Source organism: Listeria immobilis, assembly GCF_014322845.1.
In the GTDB taxonomy this organism is placed as follows: Bacteria; Bacillota; Bacilli; order Lactobacillales; family Listeriaceae; genus Listeria; species Listeria immobilis.
Genome location: NZ_JAASUA010000001.1, coordinates 180,541 through 204,004 on the forward strand (window position 1 = coordinate 180,541; position 23,464 = coordinate 204,004).

Below are 23,464 nucleotides of genomic sequence, written 5' to 3' on the forward strand. Positions count from 1 at the left end.
CCGTTAAGCAAGAATAGTAAATAATTAGTGTGCATAACACACGAGGAGGAACATGAACATGGAACAAGGTACAGTAAAATGGTTTAACGCAGAAAAAGGATTTGGTTTTATCGAACGCGAAAACGGTGACGATGTATTCGTACATTTCAGCGCTATCCAAGGTGACGGATTCAAATCTTTAGACGAAGGTCAAGCAGTAACTTTCGACGTTGAAGAAGGCCAACGCGGACCTCAAGCAGCTAACGTTCAAAAAGCGTAATTCTATTTTTTGAATAAGAAAAAGCAAATCATTTCGGTGGTTTGCTTTTTTATTTGTCTAAAATTACTTTTCCTTGTTTGGTATAACATAAATTATTTGCTATAATAAGAACAATTAATTCAGTAAAAAGATTCGGTTTGCACGTATAGTAGTAAGCGATTCTTTGGAAAGTGAGTTGTTTTTATTTGGATCTTTTAAAAATAAAGGATCCTTCCTTTATGAAACAATTGGATATAAAAGAATTAGAAGCACTCGCAGCGGATATTCGCGCGTTTTTAATTACTTCTACATCAAAATCTGGTGGGCATATCGGTCCAAATCTCGGTGTTGTAGAACTGACGATTGCGATGCATTATACTTTCTCTAGTCCAAAAGATAAATTTATCTGGGATGTTGGACATCAGTCATATGTGCATAAAATTCTCACGGGAAGGGCAAATAAGTTTGAAACATTGCGACAACCTAATGGATTAGACGGTTTTCCAAAAAGAAAGGAATCCGTACATGATGTGTTTGAAACTGGTCATAGCTCGACTTCACTGTCAGCGGCGACAGGTATGGTTATTGCGAGAGATATAAAGCAACAAGATTATTATGTTATTCCTGTAATTGGAGATGGTGCGTTGACAGGCGGAATGGCACTTGAAGCACTCAATCATATAGGTGACATGGGAAAAGATATTATTGTTATTTTAAATGATAATGATATGTCGATTGCGCCAAATGTAGGTGCACTTCAAAATATCCTTGGTAAGTTAAGAACCTCAAAACATATAAAAAAAGAGTTAGATAAAATAATTCGAAATATGCCAGCCGGTGATGATATTAGAAATCGCTTGTCTAGAGAAGATACTTTTTTTGGACAATTAGGATTTACGTATCTGGGACCAATAGATGGACATGATTTGCGAGATATTATCACTTATTTAGAATTTGCCAAAAGTGTAAAAGGGCCTGTGTTGCTCCATGTCGTCACAAAAAAAGGAAAAGGATACAAACCGGCTGAATTAGATGAACGTGGAACCTGGCACGGTACAGGACCGTATAAAGTCGAAACAGGAAACTTTATTAAGCCAGTAGTGTCGGCACCTTCATGGAGTTCTATTATTAGTCAGGAGTTAATGCGTCTAGCAGCAGAAGATGAAAGAATTGTTGCAATTACGCCTGCCATGCCAGTTGGCTCCAAATTGGAAAAATTTGCAGCAGCGTTTCCTGAGCGTTTTTTTGATGTTGGTATAGCAGAGCAACATGCGACAACTATGTCAGCTGGATTAGCTACGCAAGGTATGAAACCATTTTTAGCGATTTATTCTACCTTTTTACAAAGAGCATATGATCAGGTAGTACATGATGTTTGTCGACAAAAATTAAATGTCGTATTTGGAATTGATCGTGCAGGACTTGTTGGTGCTGATGGGGAGACTCATCAAGGCATTTTTGATATTTCATTTTTGAGTAGCATTCCGAATATGGTGATTACCATGCCAAAAGACGAAGCAGAGGCTAAGCAATTGATGGATACTGCTTTTGCTTATGATGATGGTCCAATCGCGATACGTTATCCAAGAGGAAATGGACCTGGAGTGGAGCCGTATTTATCAACAGAAACAATACCATTTGGGAAATGGGAGATACTAATTCCGCCTGTAGATGCGGTTATTTTAACTTTTGGTCCAACTGTTCAATTGGCGCTTAATGCAGCTAAACAATTGGCGGCAACTGGAAAACAAATTGGTGTTATTAATGCTCGTTTCATCAAACCGCTAGATGAGGAATTGTTACGTAAAATAATAAAGCAAAACATCCCCATTTTGACGGTAGAAGAATCGCTATTAAAAGGCGGATTTGGTGCTAGTGTGTTAGAATTTATAGAAATGAATAATTATACCAATTTTATGTTACATCGGATTGGTTTGCCAGATACATTTATTAGTCATGGTTCTGTACAATTAATTCTTGAATCATATGGCATATCTGAATCTGGTATTGTATTAAAAATAAATGAAATGCTCGCACAAAGCGAGAAGTTAAGGGCGAAGAGACTATGACAATAAAAAAAGAGCGGGCAGATATTCTGCTAGTAGATCAAGGATTATTTGAAACAAGGGAAAAAGCGAAACGTGCGATTATGGCGGGAATTGTCTACCGAAAAGAAGAACGTGTTGATAAACCTGGTGAAAAAATCCCAGTGGATAGTGAACTTCAGGTTAAAGGAAAACAAATGCCATATGTCAGCCGTGGTGGACTTAAATTAGAAAAAGCATTAGATGTGTTTGATTTTGATGTAAAAGCTAAATTAATGCTTGATATTGGTGCCTCTACAGGTGGTTTTACTGATTGTGCACTCCAAAACGGTGCAAAACACTCGTATGCATTAGATGTTGGTTATAATCAGCTTGCATGGAAATTACGAAATAATGAACGCGTTACAGTCATGGAGCGCACTAATTTTCGACATGTTACCCCAGCAGATTTTACAGAAGGATTGGCAGATTTTGCAACGATTGATGTCTCGTTTATTTCTTTAAAATTGATTTTACCTGTACTTAGGACGGTTCTTGTAACTGGTGGTGACGTCATGACATTAATTAAACCGCAATTTGAAGCTGGCCGAGAACAAGTAGGAAAAAAGGGAATCATTCGTGATCCGGCAGTTCATCAATCAGTCGTGGAACATATTGTGCAATTTGCGATAGATAATGGTTATGATTTAATGGGGCTTGATTATTCACCAATTACAGGTGGAGAAGGCAATATCGAATTTATTGCTCATCTTAAATGGACAGGGGAAGAAACCGGAACAAACCATTTACCTTCTGATGCAATAACTAAACTCGTTTCTAAAGCTCATACAAAATTAGATAAATAATGTATACCGGAAAGCAGAAATGTTTTCCGGTTTTTACTTTTATTATGCGATTGTCACCATTTCATTATGTATTTTCAATGTATAAAATATTAAATGAATATTTCTTGCATAATTTTGCACTAATTCCGTGACTTTATGCGTTTTTTCGGATAAGATGTAAGTAGAAAATTATCGTGAGGTGAAAAAGGAATGAATAAAGGTCATCGTCATATTATTATTCGAGAATTGATTACATCTAATGAGATTGACACGCAAGAAGATTTAGTAGAACTTCTTTTAGAACGCGATGTTAAAGTCACCCAAGCAACTGTTTCCCGTGATATTAAAGAACTACATCTAGTCAAAGTTCCAACACAAACTGGTGGTTATAAGTATAGTCTGCCAGCCGATAATAGCTTTAATCCACATCAAAAATTAAAACGCGCATTAATTGATTGTTTTATTGGTATTGATACAGTACAATTTATGATTATTTTAAAAGTCATGCCAGGAAATGGAAATTCAGTTGGTGCGCTAATAGATAACTTAGACTGGCCAGAGAAAGCAGGAACACTTTGCGGAGATGATACTTGCTTGATTATTTGTCGCTCGGAAGAAAATGCCAAAACATTAACAAATCGTTTTATTGATATGCTTTAAAAATGGTTGGAGGTGAATAAGATTGCTTCAAGAAATGACAATTAAAAACTTTGCTATCATTGAATCACTTTCTTTACGTTTTCAGGAAGGAATGACGGTACTGACAGGGGAGACCGGCGCGGGTAAATCAATTATTATTGATGCGCTTGGTCTTCTTGTTGGCGGACGCGGATCAACCGATTTTATTCGTCATGGAGAGGAACGCCTAGAATTGCAAGGACTTTTTGCTCTGGCAGAAGATAATGCCGCCTGCCGAAATGCGCTCTTAGAAAATGGAATAGATGCAACAGATGATATGGTTGTATTGGAACGTAGCCTATTCCGGTCAGGTAAAAATAGCTGTCGAATTAATGGTAAGTTAGTTACGACTGTGCTACTTCGCCAAGTTGGTTCGAAATTAATTGATATTCATAGTCAACATGAGCACCAAGAATTAATGAATGAGGAGTTTCACTTATCCTTATTAGACCGTTTTGCTGCTGATAAAATTAAACCAGTTTTGACAAAATATCAAACTTATTTTAAAGAATACCAAACCATTTCCAAAGAATGGGAGAATTGGACAAAAAATGAACGGGAACTTGCCCAAAGACTTGATATGCTTCGTTTTCAACAGCAAGAAATTGAAAATGCTAATTTACAAGTGGGAGAAGAAGACCGTTTATTAGAACAAAAGAATATCTTGGCAAACTTTGAAAAATTAAACGAAAATTTGCAGGGAGCCTATACAGCCATTCAAGGTGAACCAGGTGGACTTGAATTTGTCGGAGAAGCGATGCGCCAGATGGATACAGCTGCTAGTATTCATACAGATTATAAGGCGGTTAGTGAGGCGATTTCTTCCAGTTACTATATGTTAGAAGATAGCATGAGTCAAATTAGACAAGCACTTGATCAACTAGAATTTCAGCCGGAAGAACTAAATCTAATAGAATCACGATTAAATGACCTAAATCAATTGAAACGTAAATACGGTAAAACAATTGAAGATATTATTCAATATGAACAAGAAATTAGTAGTGAAATGGAGAAATTAACGGATAGTGAATCTCATGTTGGTCATTTAGAATCTAAATTAGCAAGCATGAAAACAGAACTTACTAAACAAGCAAACACACTAACAGATATCCGTAAAAAAGCAGCAACAATACTTGAAAAACAAATAAAACAAGAATTAAATCAACTTTATATGGAAAAAGCGATTTTTAGTGTTCGATTTGAAACGGACAAAATGGAATTAACCGAGAATGGTCAAGATAGTATCGTTTTCTATATGTCTACCAATCCAGGGGAACCATTAAAACCTCTAGCAAAAATCGCTTCAGGTGGAGAATTATCTCGTATGATGTTAGCGCTTAAAACGATTTTCTCTAGACATCAAGGAATAACATCTATTATTTTTGATGAAGTTGATACAGGTGTAAGTGGTCGAGTTGGTCAAGCGATTGCAGAGAAAATATACGCAGTTTCAGTAGGGTCACAAGTTCTTTGTATTAGCCATTTACCACAAGTTGCAGCAATGGCAAACCACCATTATTATATTACTAAAAAAGTACAAAATAAACGAACAACTACTTCTGTTACAATTCTTGAAGGAAATAACAAAGTAGAAGAAATTAGCCGAATGATAGCCGGAATAGAAGTAACAGAATTAACCAAACAACATGCAAAAGAAATGATGGAACAAGCCGAAAAAGTAAAACAAACTTATTAAAAAAACAAAATTGCTTGCATATCGAATAGTTTTTGCTTAAAATGGATAAGGTAGAAATTATTACCTGGTCATAAAAACAACTACTAATTCTGAAATGCGGCTTTTTTGTGCGAAAAAGGAGTTATTTTTTATGACAAGTAAACGATTTTTTTCAGATGATGCAGAAACTAGTTCCTTTGTTTTTGCAATAGCAGGCGCTGATGATGAAATAGTTTTAGAAACAATTCGTTTAGCACTTGCTCAAAAATTAGGCAAATTCCTTTTATTTGGGAAAAACGAAGAGAAAGCTTTAACTGCACATGAAAGTGTCACTTGGATTCAAGCCGATACAGCAGATCAGGCAGCTCAAGGCGCTATTTTAGCCGTGAAAAATAAAGAGGCAGATATTCTAGTGAAAGGTTTTATTCCAACAGCAACTTTAATGCGTCATGTATTAAAAAAAGAAAACGGACTTAGAACAGGCGCTTTATTAAGTCAAATAGCTATTTTTGATATTCCTAATTATCATAAGCCGTTATTATTAACAGATTGTGCTATGAATGTTGCACCAAATACAGAAGAAAAAATCGCTATAACTGAAAATGCAGTAAATGCCGCAATTAAAATTGGTATTTCAAAGCCAAAAGTAGCCTTGCTTAGCGCAGTTGAAGAAGTTACCAATAAAATGCCTTCTACAATCGAAGCAAAAGAAGTAGTCAATCATTTTGGAAGTGAGCTAGAAATTGCTGGGCCGCTTGCGCTAGATGTAGCGATTTCTAAAGAAGCTGCTATTCATAAAGGGATTAAAAGTAGTACGGCTGGTGAAGCGGATATTTTAATTGCTCCCAATATTGAAACTGGAAATGTGCTTTATAAATCGCTAGTTTATTTTGCAGGAGCTAAGGTAGGGAGTGCTATCGTTGGAGCAAAAGTACCTATTGTTATCTCTTCCAGAAACGATACGCCAGAAAATAAACTCGTTTCGTTTATTCTAACTGTCCGAATGGTTGGAAAATAATGAAATAATGTGAATAGACGGACTTTAATATTCTGAATGCAAAGGCTTTTATATGATTGCAGCCTACGTGTTACAATAGTCTTTGGGAAAATGATAACTTACTGCATTTTTCACAATTAAATTTGGAGGAAATTAAATGTCTTTTGATGTTTTGACAATAAATCCCGGTTCGACTTCCACAAAACTCGCTGTATACCAAGGCGACAAACTTCTTTTTGAAGAAACAATCAGACACGGAATGCAAGAACTAGCCAATTTTAATAATGTACAAGATCAATTTGATTTTAGATGGCAATTGCTACAAAGAGTGATTGATTCGTTTGGGTATGATATAAACAAATTAGATGCTGTCGTTGGTCGTGGCGGCTTACTTCGACCAGTTGCTGGCGGTACCTATAAAGTGACTGATAAAATGTTAGCAGATTTACAAGAAAATAAATACGGAGAACATGCTTCCAATTTAGGCGCAATGCTTGCTAAGAAGTTAGCTGATAATCTCCAAATTCCAAGTTTTATTGTGGACCCTGTCGTAGTTGATGAAATGCAGCCGGTTGCAAGATTTTCGGGGAATGAGCTTATCACTAGGAAGAGTATTTTTCATGCGTTAAATCATAAAGCTGCTGGACGGAAAATTGCCAAACAGCTTGGTTCTGATTACGAAAAGATGAATTTTGTTATTGCACATCTTGGTGGTGGTATTTCTGTTGCTGCACACAAACAAGGTAAAGCAGTAGATGTCAATAATGCCTTAGATGGAGACGGGCCATTTAGTCCTGAACGTTCAGGCTCACTACCAATGAATGATTTTCTAGAAGCTTGTTTTAGTGGGAATTGGACTAAACGAGAATTACACGATTTCATTGTTGGTCGTGGTGGAATGATTTCTTATCTAGGTACAAATAGCATGTTAGAGATTGAAGCCAAAGTACATACGGGTAATGAAAAAGCTATAGATGCATTCCAGGCAATGGCTTATCAAGTTAGTAAAGAAATTGGAGCATGTTCAGTAGTTTTAGAAGGTAAGATTGATGCCATTATCCTAACTGGCGGACTTGCTAGAAGTGAACTTTTTACAAAGGAAATTACCAAACAAATTAACTGGATAGCTAAAGTGATTATAGAGCCGGGAGAAGATGAGTTGGAAGCCCTAAATAGTGGCGTACAAAGAGTACTTGCGGGTCTAGAAAAAGAAAAAGTATATTAATAAGGAGGAGATAATGTGGCAACAGAATATGATGTAGTTATTCTTGGCGGGGGAACTGGCGGTTACGTTGCAGCAATACAAGCCGCAAAAAATGGTCAAAAAGTCGCTGTCGTTGAAAAAGGAAAGGTTGGCGGGACATGTCTTCACCGTGGTTGTATTCCAACTAAAGCTTTATTACGTTCTGCAGAAGTCCTACAAACAGTAAAAAAAGCGAGTGAATTTGGTATTACAGTCGAAGGAAATGCTAATATTAACTTTTTACAAGCGCAAACAAGAAAACAAGCAATTGTAGATCAATTAGAAAAAGGAATTCATCAATTATTTAAGCAAGGAAAAATTGATTTATTTGTTGGAACAGGAACTATATTAGGCCCATCTATCTTTTCACCAACAGCTGGAACGGTATCTGTTGAATTTGGGGATGGTTCAGAGAATGAAATGCTAATTCCTAAAAACCTTATTATAGCCACTGGTTCCAAGCCACGTAGTCTCAAAGGTCTTACAATTGATGAAGAAAATGTGTTATCTTCTGACGGTGCCCTTAATTTAGAAACATTGCCTAAATCGATCATTATTGTTGGTGGTGGCGTAATCGGGATGGAATGGGCTTCCATGATGCATGATTTTGGTGTAGAAGTCACTGTTCTGGAATACGCTGATAGAATTTTACCAACGGAAGATAAAGAAGTAGCAAAAGAATTAGCGAGACTTTACAAAAAGAAAAAATTAACTATGCATACAGCTGCTGAAGTTCAAGCAACTAGCTATAAAAAAACTGATACAGGTGTCCAAATAAATGCAGTAATTAAAGGTGAGGAACAAACATTTACAGCAGACAAGATTCTTGTTTCTGTAGGGCGTTCTGCTAATACGGAAAATATCGGCTTACAAAATACTGATGTTACAACTGAAAATGGCTTTATTCAAGTTAATGACGCTTATCAAACAAAAGAAAGCCATATTTATGCAATTGGTGACTGCATCCCAACAATTCAACTTGCACATGTTGCGATGGAAGAAGGAACAATCGCAGCTAACCATATTGCTGGAAAATCGATTGAAAAACTAGATTACGATTTAGTTCCACGTTGTATTTATACATCAACAGAAATTGCAAGCGTTGGTATTACCGAAGAACAAGCCAAAGAACGTGGCTATAACATAAAAAAAGGCAAGTTTTTCTTCCGAGGTATCGGAAAAGCACTCGTTTACGGGGAGTCAGACGGTTTTATTAAAATCATTGCAGATAAAGATACGGACGATATTCTTGGTGTTAGCATGATTGGACCTCATGTAACCGATATGATTAGTGAAGCCGCACTCGCGCAAGTATTAAACGCAACCCCATGGGAAGTGGGAAATACGATTCACCCACACCCAACTTTATCAGAAAGTTTTAGAGAAGCTGCCCTTGCTGTGGATGGTAATGCAATTCATGGTTAATACAGCTTTAAAGGAGGAACAAAAATGACTTTAAAAGAAGCCGGTTTAACAGAAGATAAATTAGTAAAAATGTATAAAACAATGTTAATGGCAAGGAGACTTGATGAACGTATGTGGCTACTCAATCGTTCTGGGAAAATCCCTTTTACGATTTCTGGGCAAGGACAAGAAACAGCTCAAATCGGTGCTGCATTCGCCTTTGATTTAGAAAAAGATTATGCCTTACCATATTATCGTGATTTAGCAGTAGTTTTAGCTTTTGGTATGACAGCAAAAGATATAATGCTCTCTGCTTTTGCGAAAGCTGAGGATCCAAACTCGGGCGGTCGTCAAATGCCTGCTCACTTTGGTCAAAAAGCTAATCGTATTGTGACACAAAGTTCACCAGTAACCACACAGTTTCCACATGCTGCTGGTATTGGATTAGCAGCAAAAATGGCTAATGATCCAGTTGCAATCTATGCTTCCACTGGTGAAGGCTCCTCTAACCAAGGAGATTTTCATGAAGGAATCAACTTTGCATCTGTACATAAGTTGCCAGTTGTATTCGTTATCCATAATAATAAGTATGCTATCTCTGTTCCAGCTTCTAAACAATATGCCGCAGAAAAACTTTCGGACCGAGCAATTGGTTACGGAATTCCTGGTGAGCGAGTAGATGGAACAAATATGGGAGAAGTTTATGCAGCTTTTAAACGTGCAGCTGATCGAGCAAGAAATGGGGAAGGTCCTACGTTAATTGAGACAGTTTCCTATCGTTTTACACCACACTCCTCTGATGATGATGATAGTAGCTATCGTTCCAAATCAGAAGTCGCAGAAGCAAAAGAAAAAGACCCATTAAAGATTTTTGAAAAAGAGCTAGTTGATGAAGGTTATTTAACAGAAGAAAAAATTGCTGAAATCGAAAAAAGTGTTGCTAAAGAAGTTAATGAAGCAACCGATTATGCGGAAAATGCAGCATACGCAGAACCAGAATCATCCTTACTATATGTATACGATGAAGATGCGAATAGCTGATTAGGAGGGAATTTTAATGCCAGTCATTTCATATATTGATGCAATAACAATGGCGCTTAAAGAAGAAATGGAGCGCGATGATAAAGTATTTATTTTAGGGGAAGATGTAGGGAAAAAAGGCGGTGTATTTAAAGCAACTGCCGGTTTGTATGATGAATTTGGTGAAGATCGTGTTTTAGATACACCACTTGCAGAGTCAGCGATTGCTGGAGTTGGAATTGGTGCTGCAATGTATGGATATCGTCCAGTTGCCGAAATGCAGTTTGCTGATTTTATCATGCCAGCTGTGAATCAAATTATTTCTGAAGCCTCGAGAATTCGCTATCGTTCGAATAATGATTGGTCTTGTCCAATGGTCATTCGCGCTCCGTTTGGTGGTGGCGTTCACGGAGCACTTTACCACTCTCAATCGGTCGAAAAAGTATTCTTTGGACAACCAGGACTGAAAATTGTGGTTCCATCTTCTCCATATGATGCTAAAGGACTTTTAAAAGCAGCGATTCGCGATAATGATCCAGTGCTTTTCTTTGAACATAAACGTGCATATCGCTTACTTAAAGGGGAAGTACCAGAAACAGATTATATCGTTCCAATCGGTAAAGCCAACGTGGTTCGTGAAGGCGATGATATTACGGTGATAACATATGGTCTAGCTGTTCAATTTGCTCAACAAGCTGCTGAAAGACTTGCAAGTGAAGGTGTAGAAGCACATATTCTTGATTTGCGTACTATTTATCCATTAGATCAAGAAGCAATTATCGAAGCAACAAAGAAAACTGGAAAAGTCCTTCTTGTAACAGAAGACAATAAACAAGGTAGCATTATTAGCGAAGTAGCAGCAATTATCTCAGAACATTGCTTATTCGACTTAGATGCACCGATTGCAAGACTTGCTGGACCAGATACCCCAGCAATGCCTTTTGCTCCAACAATGGAAAAACATTTTATGATTAATCCAGACAAAGTTGCAGATGCAATGAAAGAATTAGCGGAATTTTAGACCCGTTTTAAATAAAAGGAGTGAAGACCCGTGGCAGTTGAAAAAATAACCATGCCCAAGTTAGGGGAAAGTGTAACAGAAGGAACCATTAGTTCATGGTTAGTCAAACCCGGTGATAAAGTAGAAAAATATGATGCTATTGCTGAAGTGTTAACTGACAAAGTAACCGCTGAAATTCCATCTTCATTTAGCGGTACCATTAAAGAGCTTTTGGCGGAAGAAGATACAACATTAGAAGTCGGCGAAGTGATTTGTACAATTGAAACAGCTGAAACTAGTAACGTGGAAGTGGAGACAAAAGAACAGACGCCTGACGAGACACCTAAAGAAACAAATGAATCAGCAAAACAAGTAACATTAGCGGAGGCACCAGCAAGCGGAAGATTTTCTCCTGCTGTACTACGAATCGCTGGTGAAAATAATATCGATTTAAATACCATTCAAGGAACAGGAAAAGGCGGCCGGATTACAAGAAAAGATTTGCTGCAAAGAATAGAAACCGGTTCAGCAGCTCCTAAACAAGAACAGCTGGAACAACCAACACGTGAACAAACAAAGACTCCTGAACCAGTTAGAACAGTAGCAGGAGACAAGGAAATTCCAATTAACGGCGTAAGAAAAGCAATTGCTAAACATATGAGTATTAGCAAACAAGAAATTCCGCATGCGTGGATGATGGTTGAAGTCGATGCAACTGGTCTTGTTCGCTACCGTAATTCTGTGAAAGATAGCTTTAAAAAAGAAGAAGGCTATTCATTAACTTACTTTGCTTTTTTCATCAAAGCAGTAGCACAAGCATTAAAAGAATTCCCACAACTTAATAGCACGTGGGCAGGAGATAAAATTATTGAGCATGGGAATATCAATATTTCTATAGCAGTTGCAGCCGGAGATTTACTCTATGTGCCGGTAATTAAAAATGCAGATGAAAAATCAATTAAAGGTATTGCTCGTGAAATTAGCGAACTTGCTTTAAAAGCTCGAAATGGAAAACTTACACAAGCGGATATGGAAGGTGGCACATTTACAGTTAATAGTACTGGTTCTTTTGGTTCCATACAATCTATGGGAATTATTAACCATCCACAAGCAGCTATTCTTCAAGTAGAGTCAATTGTTAAACGTCCAGTAATTATTGATGATATGATTGCTGTTCGTGACATGGTAAATCTATGTTTGTCCATTGATCATCGTATACTAGATGGATTACTTGCAGGCAAATTCTTACAAGCTATAAAAGCCGCAGTAGAAAAAATTTCAAAAGATAATACAGCGTTATATTAAATATGTTTTAATCTAGCTTTAGCGGGTATTGTTTAGTACATCTAGATCCATACCCCTAAACTCCCTAGATGTCTTGGGTAGTACTTTCGGGTGCTGCTCTTTTTTTGTAGAAAAAAGCAAAAAAAAATCTGAACCAAATTGGCTCAGACAGTAATCTCTTATAGAAACATTAATACCCCAGTTAAAACACTAGATAATACAATCGCGATCAACATTAAAATAACGACAACGCGAACTATTTTTTTATTAGTCATTGTGGAAGAAAACTCCTCTCATAAAGCTTTACTTAAATATATCTTACTGATAAATGAGAAGAATTTCAAGTAATTTTTGTATTTTTTATCCAAAAAGACCAAAGGGGAATAATTTATGGAAACGAATGTGAAAAAATATTTTATGGAACTTATTCAAATTCCGTCTATTTCTAGAAAAGAAGCAGCTATTTTAAGTTATATAGAAAGTCATTTAACTAATTTAGGCGTTTCATTTAGTTTAGATGAAAGTTATGGTCTAATTGCTCGAATTCCAGCAACTGCTGAAAATTTTCCAATCATTCTTTTTGGTAGCCATGTAGACACTCATCCAAGCGCAGAAAAACCAATTGTTCAAATTGATGAGGGTAAAATTAGGACGGAAAACGATGCTTCATTAGGTGCAGATGATAAAGCAGCAGTGGCGGCTATGTTAGCTGCGATAGATTATTTTGTTGCTGAAAAAACAGTACATGGTCCAATTGAATTTATTTTTACGACTAGAGAAGAACTTGGAATGGTTGGAATGAAATTATTTCCAGAAGAAAAAATCACAGCTACTTACGGCTATTGCTTAGATGCTCCAGGAAAAGTTGGTAGCTATCAAGCTAAAGCAAATACGTTAGTAGCAGTTAACTTTACAATTGCGAGCTCTGATATTACACAAATGTCACCAATTTCTGTTGCTAGAATGGCGCTTCATGCAACAAAACCCGGCCGCATTGACAAGGAAAATAAGTGGGAAATTCAGTCGTTCTCTGGAGGAATTAATGATAATAATCAGCAAGATGCGCAACTAGAAATTATATTTGATTCAAGTGCTAATTATTCCAAAGCATTAGGGCATATTCAAACAATAAAAGAACGCTTTAGTCAGATATGTGAGAAATACGGTGCCACATTGGCTCATGAAACAGCGCTGATTTATGAAGGTTTTCAAATTCAAAAAAAACACCCATTAATCAATATTCTTCAAAAAGCTACACAAAAACAAGGATTAAAAATGCAAGAAATAAGTCTAGAAGGCGGAACTGATGCAAATATTTTGAACGAAAAAGGGATTCCAACGATATTACTTTCTGCGGGATACGAGCAAGCGCACACGGAAGAGGAGTATGTGTTTGTAGAGCAATTAGAAGAGCTTACACATTTAGTCATAAATCTAGCAGAATCCGCAAAAAATGAAAAAATTTTACTTAGAAAGTTAAATTAATGAAAAAAAGTCAAATAATTCGGATTGATTCATTGTCCAAGAGGCAATTCTTTGATATAGTAAATAATGTTGATACTTTTATGTGTCATGTTGAAGTAAGACAGATTTTTCTGCCTTAATAAACCGGAAAGGAAGAAGTGCAAAATGGCAAAACAAGAAATAGGCGTTATAGGAATGGGCGTTATGGGTCGTAATTTAGCCCTAAATATCGAAAGCCGCGGTCATACAGTATCTATCTTTAACCGTTCTTCTGAAAAAACAAAAGCGGTAATGGAAGAAAATGCGGACAAAAAATTAGTACCAACTTATAGTTTAGAGGATTTTGTCGAATCTCTTGAAGTACCACGCCGTATTCTTATTATGGTAAAAGCTGGCGATGCTACAGATATGATGATTGAAGCAGTTAAACCTTTCTTAAATGAAGGAGATATTTTAATTGATGGCGGGAATGCATTCTTTAAAGACACGATTCGTCGTAATAAAGAATTAAGTGAAGAAGGATTTAATTTCATCGGAACTGGTGTATCAGGCGGAGAAGAAGGCGCATTAAAAGGACCTTCTATTATGCCGGGTGGACAACGCAAAGCATATGACCTTGTAGCTCCAATTTTACGTGAAATTGCTGCAGTAGCAGATGGCGAACCTTGTGTAACTTATATTGGTCCAGATGGTGCAGGACATTACGTTAAAATGGTGCATAATGGTATCGAATACGGTGATATGCAATTAATCGCAGAAGCCTACACAATTTTAAAAGAAATTGGTGGACTTAACCATGAGGAACTTGCAACTGTATTTGAAGAATGGAATAATGGCGAACTGGATAGCTATTTAATCGAGATCACTAAAAATATTCTAAAAGTAAAAGACGAAGAAACTGGTAAACCAATAGTGGATGTTATTTTGGACAAAGCCGGTCAAAAAGGTACTGGTAAATGGACTAGCCAAAGTGCACTTGATTTAGGTGTACCGCTTTCCTTAATTACCGAATCTGTATTTGCACGCTACATTTCTGCATTGAAAGAAGAACGTGTTTATGCAAGTACTGTTTTAAATGGTCCTTCTAATTACCAATTTGAAGGGGACAAAAAAGCTTTTGTGGAATCTGTTCGTCGCGCACTTTATTTCAGTAAAATTGCTTCTTATGCACAAGGTTTTGCTCAAATGAGAGCTGCAAGCGAAGAGAATAATTGGGATTTACAATACGGGGAAATTGCAAAAATCTTCCGCGCTGGCTGTATTATCCGTGCTCGCTTCTTACAAAAAATTACAGATGCTTATAACCAAGATAAAAATCTTAAAAACTTACTACTTGATCCTTATTTCAAAGATATTGCCCACAATTACCAAGGCGATCTTCGTACAGTCGTAGCAGAAGCAGTAAAAGCTGGAATTCCAGTGCCAACATTTACTGCAGCAATTAGCTATTACGATAGTTATCGTTCTGAGGTATTACCTGCAAATCTTATTCAAGCGCAACGTGATTATTTTGGAGCGCATACGTATGAAAGAATTGATAAACCAGGAATTTTCCATACAGAATGGCCAGAAGTAGACGAATAAGTTTTCAAAAAGAGACACTCCTACATAATGTGAGTGTCTCTTTTTTATTGGTATAGAATAGTTAAGTTCCTATAATTGGCATAGAGTAAATATATTTTTTGCTAGTAACTTGGTCAAGCATAAATACAGCAATATCCTCACGAGAGATACTCCATTTTAGCTTACTATCACCATAGCTCGTTTTTATATTTCCTTTATATGGCGAATTTTTAGGAGCGATAAATCTAACTATTGTCCATTCGACAGTAGACGCAGTAATTAATTTTGCAATAGAGAGCATTTCTGTTTTCGCCTGTTTTAATGCTATCCCAGCAATCAAGGAGGGGAATATCGTAGTAAATGATTTTTTATCTTTTTTAAATGGAATACTTGGGGTTCCCCAATCAATTAATCGTTTTATTCCGCATTCAACCATAGCTTGAAGCAATATTTTGTGACCATCTAATGAAACAGTTCCTACATATTTTTTCATTGGAATACCAACACACCATATCACCACATCACATCCACTAAGTGCCGCCTTTATTTTTAGATAATTAGTTAATTCTCCTGTATGAATTTCCAAATTAGGATGATGTATTGTTACTTTATCTGCATTGCGAACATAAGCATTTACGATAAATCCACGTTCCAAAGCATGCTGGACAACAAATTTACCGATACCACCAGTAGCACCAAAAATGGCTATTTTCATAATCAACCTCCAAATGATCGTCTTTACTTTTCAAAGTATAAAGAGTAAAATTTGTTTTCACAAGTACCTTATTTTTTAATAGGTACTATTAAAAATGATAGTAATGGAGGCTATTGCATGACAAATAGTAAAGAAAACACAAATATAATCTCATGCCCTGTCGCAGATGTTCAAAAAATTATTAATGGGAAATGGACAATAGTAATTATTTATTTTCTAAGTCAAAAAACCTTTCGTTTCGGTGAGCTAAGTCGAGAAATACCACAAATTACACAAGCTAATTTAACAAAAGAGCTACGTTTATTAGAAAATACGGATTGATTCATCGAGAAGTTTATCGAGAAGTACCTCCGAAAGTCGAATATTCTTTGACCGATATTGGAACGAAATTTCTGCCAATCATTGAAGCGCTGGAGGTATGGGCAGTGGAGTATCAGGAATATAAAAATGAATATTTATAAGTAAATTTTAAAGTGTCAGACGTTTATTTTCATTGGTGAGTGCTTTTTTTATGAGATTTCTATGAATAAATCATGGTAAAGTAGTAAAAAATGCAGGAAATATCCATTTATAGGCTGTTATTAGTTGTTTTTGAGTCAAAGTTCGTTACAATAGTAATAGGAATATAGTGTAATGACCGAAAGAGAGGGTTAGGCCAAATGAATAGAATATTAATTGTTGAAGATGAAAAAAATTTAGCCCGTTTTATTGAGTTAGAATTACAACATGAAAATTATGAAACAGCAGTCGCGAATGATGGACGAGCTGGACTTGAACTCGCATTAAACGAAGAATGGGATGCAATTTTGCTTGATTTAATGTTGCCGCATTTGAATGGCGTAGAAGTATGTCGTCGTGTTCGCCAAGTAAAACAAACACCAATTATTATGATAACTGCACGTGACTCTGTCATTGATCGTGTATCAGGACTTGATCACGGGGCAGATGATTATATTGTTAAGCCATTTGCAATTGAAGAGTTACTTGCTCGGCTACGTTCTCTATTACGTCGAGTTGAGAATGCGGAACAATCAGCTAAACAAACGACGCTTCAATACCGAAATCTTATTGTTGAAAAAGAAAATCGGATTGTAAAACGAGATGAAGAAATTATTGATTTAACAAAACGTGAATATGAACTTTTACTCACTCTAATGGAAAATGTCAATATCGTGCTAACTCGAGAAGTGCTACTGAATAAAGTTTGGGGTTATGAAACAGAAGTAGAAACAAATGTAGTGGATGTATATGTTCGTTATTTGCGAAATAAAATTGATCATCCTGACGAAGAAAGTTATATTCAAACTGTTCGTGGGACTGGGTATGTGATGCGTACATGACAACCAGCCCATTCTCCTTAAAAAGTCGCTCTTTGAAATTTAAATGGACTTTTGGAGCTAGTGCAGCCATTTTTCTAACTTTTTTCTTGTTTTCCTATGCGATTTACCAAGGAATTGGGCAAATGTTGCTTAATGAAGAAGAACCAGAAGTGAAAGAACTGCTGCTAGCAACCACGAGTACGCTAACCAATCAAGATCTAACCGACAATGAGGAAATCAAATATCTATTTAATAATGACAAAACGGTGAACCGAAAATTACAAGATCAAGTAATTAACTTGTATGATGAAGATGGTCATTTTATTAATAAATACTATTTTTCAAGAAATCAAGATATTACAAGCATTGATTTTTCGCAGTATTTTGTGAGTGGAACTGATAAATTCATTATGAATAAACCCACGATAGATGGGCAGAAGATGATGACTGCACAAATGCCGATTGTTGCAGATGACAACACGACGGTTATTGGATATGCACAGGTTGTTAATCCACTTACTTCTTATAATCGAATGATGGATCGATTACTTGTGACGATGATTCTTCTTGGTGCTGTGGCGCTATTTATTAGTGGAATGCTAGGTTACTTACTTGCACAAAACTTCTTAAACCCGCTAACAAAACTCGCTCGCTCAATGAATGATATTCGCAAAAATGGTTTCCAAAAACGTATTGAAACAAAAACTAACTCTCGAGATGAAATTGGAGAGTTGACGGTTGTTTTTAATGATATGATGACAAGAATTGAAACTAGTTTTGAACAACAAAAACAATTTGTGGAAGATGCATCACATGAGTTACGGACGCCTGTACAAATCATGGAAGGACATTTGAAACTTCTTACTCGTTGGGGAAAAGACGATCCAGAAGTGTTAGATGAATCATTAAATGCATCGTTAACAGAATTAGAGCGAATGAAAAAATTAGTACAAGAAATGCTTGATTTATCAAGGGCTGAACAAATTTCACAAACCAAAGAATTGCAAATAACAGATGTAAATGCAACGGTTGAACAAGTAAGACGTAATTTTGAAGTTATGTATGAAACTTTTACATTCAAACTAATTGAAGATGACACAGATTTACGTGCTCTTATTCAACATAATCACCTAGAACAAATTTTGATTATCATTATGGATAATGCAGTTAAGTATTCTGGTAATGGAACAGAAGTCGATATGCATTTATATAAGGAAAAAAATCAAATTCATATTGATGTTCGCGATTATGGGGAAGGTATTTCTCAGGAAGAAATTGATAAAATTTTTAATAGATTTTACCGGGTAGATAAAGCGAGAAGCCGTGAAAAAGGCGGTAATGGTTTAGGTCTTGCAATCGCTAAACAACTAGTTGAAGGGTACCTTGGAACAATTGGCGCGATTAGTGAGCCTGATAAAGGTACTACTATCAAAATCACCTTGCCGTATATTGAACCAAAATCAAAATAACACATACACGCCCATCTAAATTTTAGGTAGGCGTGTATTTTTGTCCATAAGCATATATTATCAATAGAAAATCCCCTGGAAAATATAATTTTATTTTCCAGGGGATTTTTTAACTATTATTTTTCTTTCTTTTGTTCTTCAACGATTTGTTCAAACTCTTTTTCTTCTTGTTCCATTATTTTAATTTCTGGGTGTTTATTCATATATAATTTTTTCGTTAATAATGTTTGTCCTGCTAAGAAAATACCACCGACCGCCCAGTATAGAGCAAGTGCAGATGGAGCGGAGAATGAAACAAATAAAATCATGATAGGTGACATTAAGCCAATTATTTTCATTTGTTTCTTTTGTTCAGGTGAGTACCCAATCATTGAAACGAAATATTGAGCCAAATATACCAACCCAGCAATAATTGCTAAAATCATATCTGGTGAACCTAGATTAAACCATAAGAACGTATGGCTGGCAATTTCTGAGGAGCCACGAATTGCATAATAGAAAGCCATCAATATAGGCATTTGTATTAGTAAAGGTAAACAGCCCATTTGCATTGGGTTAATATTATATTTAGAATAAACGGCCATCATTTCTTTTTGAATGGTTGCTTGTTCTTCTTTTGATGTTGCTCGTTTAAGTCGTGCTTGAATTTCGTCAATTTCTGGTTTAGCTACGGCCATTTTTGATTGCATACCCATTTGTGCTTTTGCTGTACGCAAGTTGAGAGGCATAATAAGCGCACGGATTAATAAAGTAGTTATAATAATCGCAACACCATAATTATCGCCAACAAAGGATGCAACAAACATAATAAAGCTTGTAAATGGTTGGATTAAATAGGTGCTAAAGAAACCATCCGTATTTTGAGAAGGGTCCAAACTACAACCTGTAAGTAGTAGTAATGCACCAAATAGTACGCTAATTAGAATAATATTTTTCTTTTTCAATGTTTCATTTTCCTCCTAAATGATAAAATAATAAGTTTATACGTTGGAAAATGAAAAACTGTCTTCATCATCGGTAATAGCGCTACATTTCATTGTGACTGCCAACCAATTGATAATAAAATTGGGAGAAGCTCGGTAAAAATGAGCTTTTAATGAAAGCTTACTTCGCTTTAAATAAATAGCGTCAGCGGGTAGCACCATTTTCGGTTTTAATAATGTAATAGCCGACCAATAACTAAAAATCGTCAACATTAATAAAAACGTTACCGTAAGTGAAATGAATTCTGGTTCCAGTAAAATCTGCAAAATGGAAATCATGCCACGCATTCGCTCCTTTCAAGGTTTAAGTACTCATTAACTATAATGCAAAAAGAGCTATAGTACAACCACTATTTTTTAAAATTAATAAATAATATCAAACGTTTTTCGTTCTTCTACTGGAGCGCCTTTATAAATATAAACATGCTCAATTCGACAACCAGGAGAAGGCCCTTTTTTAATAGCATCAATAAATTTATCTAAATTTTCTTCTTCTGCAATGGCATGAATTTCAACAGATCCATCATCTAGGTTTTTAACAGTTCCACTAATGTCATATTTATATGCAACATGTTTTGTCGTGTAACGAAAACCAACTCCTTGAACAAATCCAGTCACTCTTAAAATCGCTGTATTCCGAGCCATTATGCAACCAATCCTTTCTATTTTTCCTTATACTTAGTGTATCTTTTTTTCGAGCTACTTTCAAAAATTTGCATTTCAGTATTTCAAGCAGGCTTATGCTATAATAATAGTATTCTAATTAGTGTTGGGAGTTTTTATGATGGCAAAGTGGAATGTCTATCTAACCAAAGGGGAATATGAACCTTGGTGGTTTTTCGAGGAATGGGAAACATCTATTCAAGCAGATTATTCTTTTTCAGAAAAAGAGGAAGCACTGGCTAAATATCAAGAACTAGCAGAAGTGTTATTGCGTAATTATCCTAATCATCAAACAAAAAAAGATTGTCTACTTGCTGCTTGGAATGAAGAAGAAGTGGAATATTGTGAAGACTGCGAAGATGACATTCAAACCTTCCATGGTCTAATTTTATTTTTAGACGGGGAAGTATATCAACCAACTCTCGAAGAAAAAGAAACTATTTTCAAAACCGTACTGACATTTACTTGAGATGTATGTATTATCTCGTTGAAAAATATAGGAGAAATTAGTGATTTGTGGAGGACTAGAAATGCAAAAGAACGAGGACTTATTAAGAGAAAGGCGCAAAGATGAGCATGTTGCCCTTGGAGTAAAACAAAACGAACAACTTGGCAAATCTAGTTTAGATGATATTCAGCTGCTAGGAACCTCTATCCCGCGCTACAATGTGCGTGATATTGATTTAACAACAACGATTTGCGGGATGGATGTGGCGTTTCCTTTTTACATTAATGCGATGACTGGTGGGAGTCGCCATACTAAGAAAATCAATGCGGATCTTGCAGAAATTGCAAAAGAAGTAGGGATTCCGATGGCAGTTGGTTCACAATCTGCCGCATTAAAAAATAGCACGCTTATTGATACATATCAAGTTGTTCGGGATAACAATCCAAATGGAGTAATACTAGCAAATATAAGCCCAGAAGTGAAAATAGAAGATGGATTACGCGCGGTAGAGATGTTAACTGCTGATGCTCTCCAAATTCATATTAATCCAGCCCAAGAGTTAGTTATGCAAGAAGGGGACCGTTCTTTTAGTCACTGGTTAACAAGAATAGAAGAATATGTTAAGTTGTCGCCAGTGCCTATAATTGTTAAAGAAGTTGGTTTTGGGTTAACGCGTGAGACAGTTACATCTTTAGCAAATATTGGTGTTCAAACGGTCGATTTAGCTGGGAAGGGCGGGACAAACTTCGCCCAAATTGAAAATGATCGTCGACGTGACCAAGCATATGATTTTTTGCTTGATTGGGGTATTACTACTGGCCAAGCATTATTAGATATGCAACATACGGATGCGCCAGATATAGCCTTTCTTTCATCTGGGGGCATTAGGACACCAATGGATATCGTGAAATCTTTAGCACTTGGAGCAGACAGCGTTGGGATGGCAGGACAAGTTATTTATTCATTGAAAAAAAATGGTGTCGAACAAACTATTGCTAAATTGGAGTTATGGAAAGAACAATTACGAGGATTATTTGTTCTGGCAGATGCCCAAAATATTACTGAACTTAAAAAAACTTCATTGGTCGTGACAGGAGAACTTGCTACATGGGGAAATTTACGAGGAATTGATTTAAAACAATTAGCTAATAGAAAATAAAAACCAGCTTGCTAAGATATTTGCCCTTAAAGTTAGATTGTTTGGTCTAACTTTAAGAGGGCAATACAGCATGCTGGTTTTTAGTTTTGTTATTGAACTGTTTCGTTTAAAGCTTCTAGTCTTTCAGTAAAACTTTCTTTGGATAAATTTTTAGTATATAAATTTGCTGGATGAACACGGCATTCATTGGAACAGCTGTGTAAATATTTTTCTTCATTTTCGACAGAGGCAAGAATTTGTTTATTGCAATACGGATTAGCACAATTAATGTAGCGTTCACAAGGGGTACCATCAAAGTAATCTTTACCAACAATTGTCGGATTTACTTGGTTGATTGGAACGGCGATTCGCTCATCAAAAACATACATTTGCCCGTCCCAAAGTTCTCCTTGTGTTTCTTCGTTTTTTCCATAGGTAGCAATACCACCGTGAAGTTGGCTTACATCATCAAAGCCAGCTGTTTTTAGCCAACCAGAAAATTTCTCACAACGAATACCACCAGTGCAATAAGTCACAATTTTTTTATCGGCCAATTGATCACGATTTTCTTCAATCCAACTAGGTAATTCACGGAAATTTTGGATATCTGGTCGAACAGCTCCACGAAAATGACCAAGATCAAATTCATAATCATTTCTTGCATCTAAAATAACAGTGTCTTCTGCTAGCAGAGCTTCGCGAAATTCAGCTGGTTCTAAATAAGTTCCAGTTATTTCAAGCGGATTTACATCATTTTCTAAACTTAAACTAACAATTTCTGCTCTTGGTCGAACATGCATTTTTTTAAAGGCATGAGCGTCTGTCTCGTCAATTTTAAATACCATATCACGAAAACGTTCATCCTTTGCCATATAAGCCATATAGTTATTTGTTGCTTCCACAGTGCCAGAAACGGTGCCGTTAATCCCCTCAGTAGCCACCAATATCCGACCTTTTAATTCCATTTCTTTGCAAGCAGCTAAATGCTCTTTTGCAAAAGATTCTGGATCATCAATCGTTGTGTATTTGTAATATAACAACACTTGATAGTCACTCATAATTTTATCACCCTTCAAAATGTATTTCATGTGCGAGATTTTCTCCACAAGTTTGCGCATTAATACTATACTATAGCAAGATGGAGCCTGGCAAGTAGACGAACTGAAAAAATACTTCTTATTATTAACTATGTGTACAAGGACAAAACAGCTATGGTATACTTATTAAATATGAAGCAAAAATTTTGTTAATGGAAGCAAGTGTTGTTTTCATTGCCTAAAAATAAAGAATAAAG

At 36.1% G+C, this 23,464-nt stretch carries 23 protein-coding genes and 1 pseudogene; 18 read left to right on the plus strand and 6 right to left on the minus strand.

The window, feature by feature from the left end; translation table 11 throughout:
* The first annotated feature begins 58 nt into the window (after positions 1 to 58).
* From HCJ45_RS01115 to HCJ45_RS01165, 11 genes are all read left to right on the plus strand, one after another.
* Positions 59 to 259, plus strand: a complete 201-nt coding sequence (locus HCJ45_RS01115; RefSeq protein WP_003719639.1) for a cold-shock protein — start codon at positions 59 to 61, stop codon at positions 257 to 259.
* Between the two features lie 170 nt (positions 260 to 429).
* Positions 430 to 2,307: a 1-deoxy-D-xylulose-5-phosphate synthase gene (gene dxs / locus HCJ45_RS01120; protein ID WP_187123771.1), complete on the plus strand. Its 1,878-nt coding sequence runs from the start codon at positions 430 to 432 to the stop codon at positions 2,305 to 2,307.
* The gene (locus HCJ45_RS01125; RefSeq protein ID WP_187123772.1) at positions 2,304 to 3,128 is read left to right on the plus strand and encodes a TlyA family RNA methyltransferase; all 825 of its coding nucleotides are present in this window, start codon (positions 2,304 to 2,306) and stop codon (positions 3,126 to 3,128) included. Before dxs ends, HCJ45_RS01125 begins: the two co-directional genes overlap by 4 nt.
* Before the next feature lie 189 nt (positions 3,129 to 3,317).
* Positions 3,318 to 3,767, plus strand: coding sequence for a transcriptional regulator AhrC/ArgR (ahrC, locus tag HCJ45_RS01130; RefSeq protein ID WP_187123773.1), 450 nt, complete (start codon positions 3,318 to 3,320; stop codon positions 3,765 to 3,767).
* A gap of 22 nt (positions 3,768 to 3,789) precedes the next feature.
* Positions 3,790 to 5,481 carry a DNA repair protein RecN gene (gene recN, locus HCJ45_RS01135; protein WP_187123774.1) on the plus strand — a complete coding sequence of 564 codons (1,692 nt, stop codon included), beginning with the start codon at positions 3,790 to 3,792 and terminating at the stop codon, positions 5,479 to 5,481.
* Positions 5,482 to 5,611: 130 nt separating this feature from the next.
* Complete coding sequence (locus HCJ45_RS01140; protein ID WP_187123775.1) at positions 5,612 to 6,478, plus strand: phosphate acyltransferase; 867 nt, start codon at positions 5,612 to 5,614, stop codon at positions 6,476 to 6,478.
* A gap of 136 nt (positions 6,479 to 6,614) precedes the next feature.
* Positions 6,615 to 7,682 (plus strand): butyrate kinase, encoded by a 1,068-nt coding sequence (buk, locus tag HCJ45_RS01145; RefSeq protein WP_187123776.1) that lies wholly within the window; start codon positions 6,615 to 6,617, stop codon positions 7,680 to 7,682.
* A 15-nt stretch (positions 7,683 to 7,697) separates the two neighbouring features.
* On the plus strand, positions 7,698 to 9,125 hold the full coding sequence (lpdA, locus tag HCJ45_RS01150; protein ID WP_187123777.1) for a dihydrolipoyl dehydrogenase: 1,428 nt from the start codon (positions 7,698 to 7,700) through the stop codon (positions 9,123 to 9,125).
* A gap of 24 nt (positions 9,126 to 9,149) precedes the next feature.
* Positions 9,150 to 10,145: a thiamine pyrophosphate-dependent dehydrogenase E1 component subunit alpha gene (locus HCJ45_RS01155; RefSeq protein WP_185348225.1), complete on the plus strand. Its 996-nt coding sequence runs from the start codon at positions 9,150 to 9,152 to the stop codon at positions 10,143 to 10,145.
* Positions 10,146 to 10,161: 16 nt separating this feature from the next.
* Entirely contained in the window at positions 10,162 to 11,145 is a 984-nt protein-coding gene (locus HCJ45_RS01160) for an alpha-ketoacid dehydrogenase subunit beta (protein ID WP_185348227.1), read from the plus strand.
* A 30-nt stretch (positions 11,146 to 11,175) separates the two neighbouring features.
* On the plus strand, positions 11,176 to 12,429 hold the full coding sequence (locus HCJ45_RS01165) for a 2-oxo acid dehydrogenase subunit E2 (RefSeq protein WP_187123778.1): 1,254 nt from the start codon (positions 11,176 to 11,178) through the stop codon (positions 12,427 to 12,429).
* Between the two features lie 158 nt (positions 12,430 to 12,587).
* Here HCJ45_RS01165 and prli42 read toward each other — a convergent pair whose 3' ends face one another.
* Positions 12,588 to 12,683 (minus strand): stressosome-associated protein Prli42, encoded by a 96-nt coding sequence (prli42, locus tag HCJ45_RS01170; protein ID WP_185348238.1) that lies wholly within the window; start codon positions 12,681 to 12,683, stop codon positions 12,588 to 12,590.
* 115 nt (positions 12,684 to 12,798) lie between these two features.
* On the opposite strand from prli42, the gene HCJ45_RS01175 reads away from it, so the two are divergent.
* On the plus strand, positions 12,799 to 13,893 hold the full coding sequence (locus HCJ45_RS01175) for a M20/M25/M40 family metallo-hydrolase (protein ID WP_187123779.1): 1,095 nt from the start codon (positions 12,799 to 12,801) through the stop codon (positions 13,891 to 13,893).
* A 144-nt stretch (positions 13,894 to 14,037) separates the two neighbouring features.
* Positions 14,038 to 15,456 (plus strand): NADP-dependent phosphogluconate dehydrogenase, encoded by a 1,419-nt coding sequence (gene gndA / locus HCJ45_RS01180; RefSeq protein WP_185348242.1) that lies wholly within the window; start codon positions 14,038 to 14,040, stop codon positions 15,454 to 15,456.
* 61 nt (positions 15,457 to 15,517) lie between these two features.
* On the opposite strand, the gene HCJ45_RS01185 is transcribed toward gndA, so the two are convergent.
* On the minus strand, positions 15,518 to 16,150 hold the full coding sequence (locus tag HCJ45_RS01185; protein WP_187123780.1) for an NAD(P)-dependent oxidoreductase: 633 nt from the start codon (positions 16,148 to 16,150) through the stop codon (positions 15,518 to 15,520).
* 117 nt (positions 16,151 to 16,267) lie between these two features.
* Here HCJ45_RS01185 and HCJ45_RS01190 point away from each other — a divergent pair.
* The 3 genes and pseudogenes from HCJ45_RS01190 to HCJ45_RS01200 all read left to right on the plus strand — a co-directional run bounded on the left by HCJ45_RS01190 (position 16,268) and on the right by HCJ45_RS01200 (position 18,938).
* A pseudogene (locus tag HCJ45_RS01190) lies at positions 16,268 to 16,611 on the plus strand (winged helix-turn-helix transcriptional regulator).
* A gap of 198 nt (positions 16,612 to 16,809) precedes the next feature.
* A complete protein-coding gene (locus HCJ45_RS01195) occupies positions 16,810 to 17,490 on the plus strand; it encodes a response regulator transcription factor (protein WP_003719652.1) in 681 nt (226 codons plus the stop codon).
* The gene (locus HCJ45_RS01200; RefSeq protein WP_187123781.1) at positions 17,487 to 18,938 is read left to right on the plus strand and encodes a HAMP domain-containing sensor histidine kinase; all 1,452 of its coding nucleotides are present in this window, start codon (positions 17,487 to 17,489) and stop codon (positions 18,936 to 18,938) included. The genes HCJ45_RS01195 and HCJ45_RS01200 overlap by 4 nt, the downstream gene beginning before the upstream one ends.
* Before the next feature lie 116 nt (positions 18,939 to 19,054).
* Here the strand turns inward: HCJ45_RS01200 and HCJ45_RS01205 are convergent, their stop codons facing one another.
* From HCJ45_RS01205 to HCJ45_RS01215, 3 genes are all read right to left on the minus strand, one after another.
* The gene (locus HCJ45_RS01205) at positions 19,055 to 19,882 is read right to left on the minus strand and encodes a membrane protein insertase YidC (RefSeq protein WP_185348252.1); all 828 of its coding nucleotides are present in this window, start codon (positions 19,880 to 19,882) and stop codon (positions 19,055 to 19,057) included.
* 36 nt (positions 19,883 to 19,918) lie between these two features.
* Positions 19,919 to 20,200 carry a hypothetical protein gene (locus HCJ45_RS01210; protein ID WP_185348254.1) on the minus strand — a complete coding sequence of 94 codons (282 nt, stop codon included), beginning with the start codon at positions 20,198 to 20,200 and terminating at the stop codon, positions 19,919 to 19,921.
* Positions 20,201 to 20,284: 84 nt separating this feature from the next.
* On the minus strand, positions 20,285 to 20,566 hold the full coding sequence (locus HCJ45_RS01215) for an acylphosphatase (protein WP_185348256.1): 282 nt from the start codon (positions 20,564 to 20,566) through the stop codon (positions 20,285 to 20,287).
* Between the two features lie 139 nt (positions 20,567 to 20,705).
* Here HCJ45_RS01215 and HCJ45_RS01220 point away from each other — a divergent pair, with 139 nt between their 5' ends.
* Together HCJ45_RS01220 and fni are read left to right on the plus strand one after the other, a co-directional pair.
* Positions 20,706 to 21,053 carry a DUF1033 family protein gene (locus HCJ45_RS01220; protein WP_187123782.1) on the plus strand — a complete coding sequence of 116 codons (348 nt, stop codon included), beginning with the start codon at positions 20,706 to 20,708 and terminating at the stop codon, positions 21,051 to 21,053.
* A 61-nt stretch (positions 21,054 to 21,114) separates the two neighbouring features.
* The gene (gene fni, locus HCJ45_RS01225; RefSeq protein WP_187123783.1) at positions 21,115 to 22,191 is read left to right on the plus strand and encodes a type 2 isopentenyl-diphosphate Delta-isomerase; all 1,077 of its coding nucleotides are present in this window, start codon (positions 21,115 to 21,117) and stop codon (positions 22,189 to 22,191) included.
* Positions 22,192 to 22,280: 89 nt separating this feature from the next.
* On the opposite strand, the gene trhO is transcribed toward fni, so the two are convergent.
* Positions 22,281 to 23,228, minus strand: coding sequence for an oxygen-dependent tRNA uridine(34) hydroxylase TrhO (trhO, locus tag HCJ45_RS01230; RefSeq protein WP_185380912.1), 948 nt, complete (start codon positions 23,226 to 23,228; stop codon positions 22,281 to 22,283).
* Positions 23,229 to 23,464 lie beyond the last annotated feature (236 nt).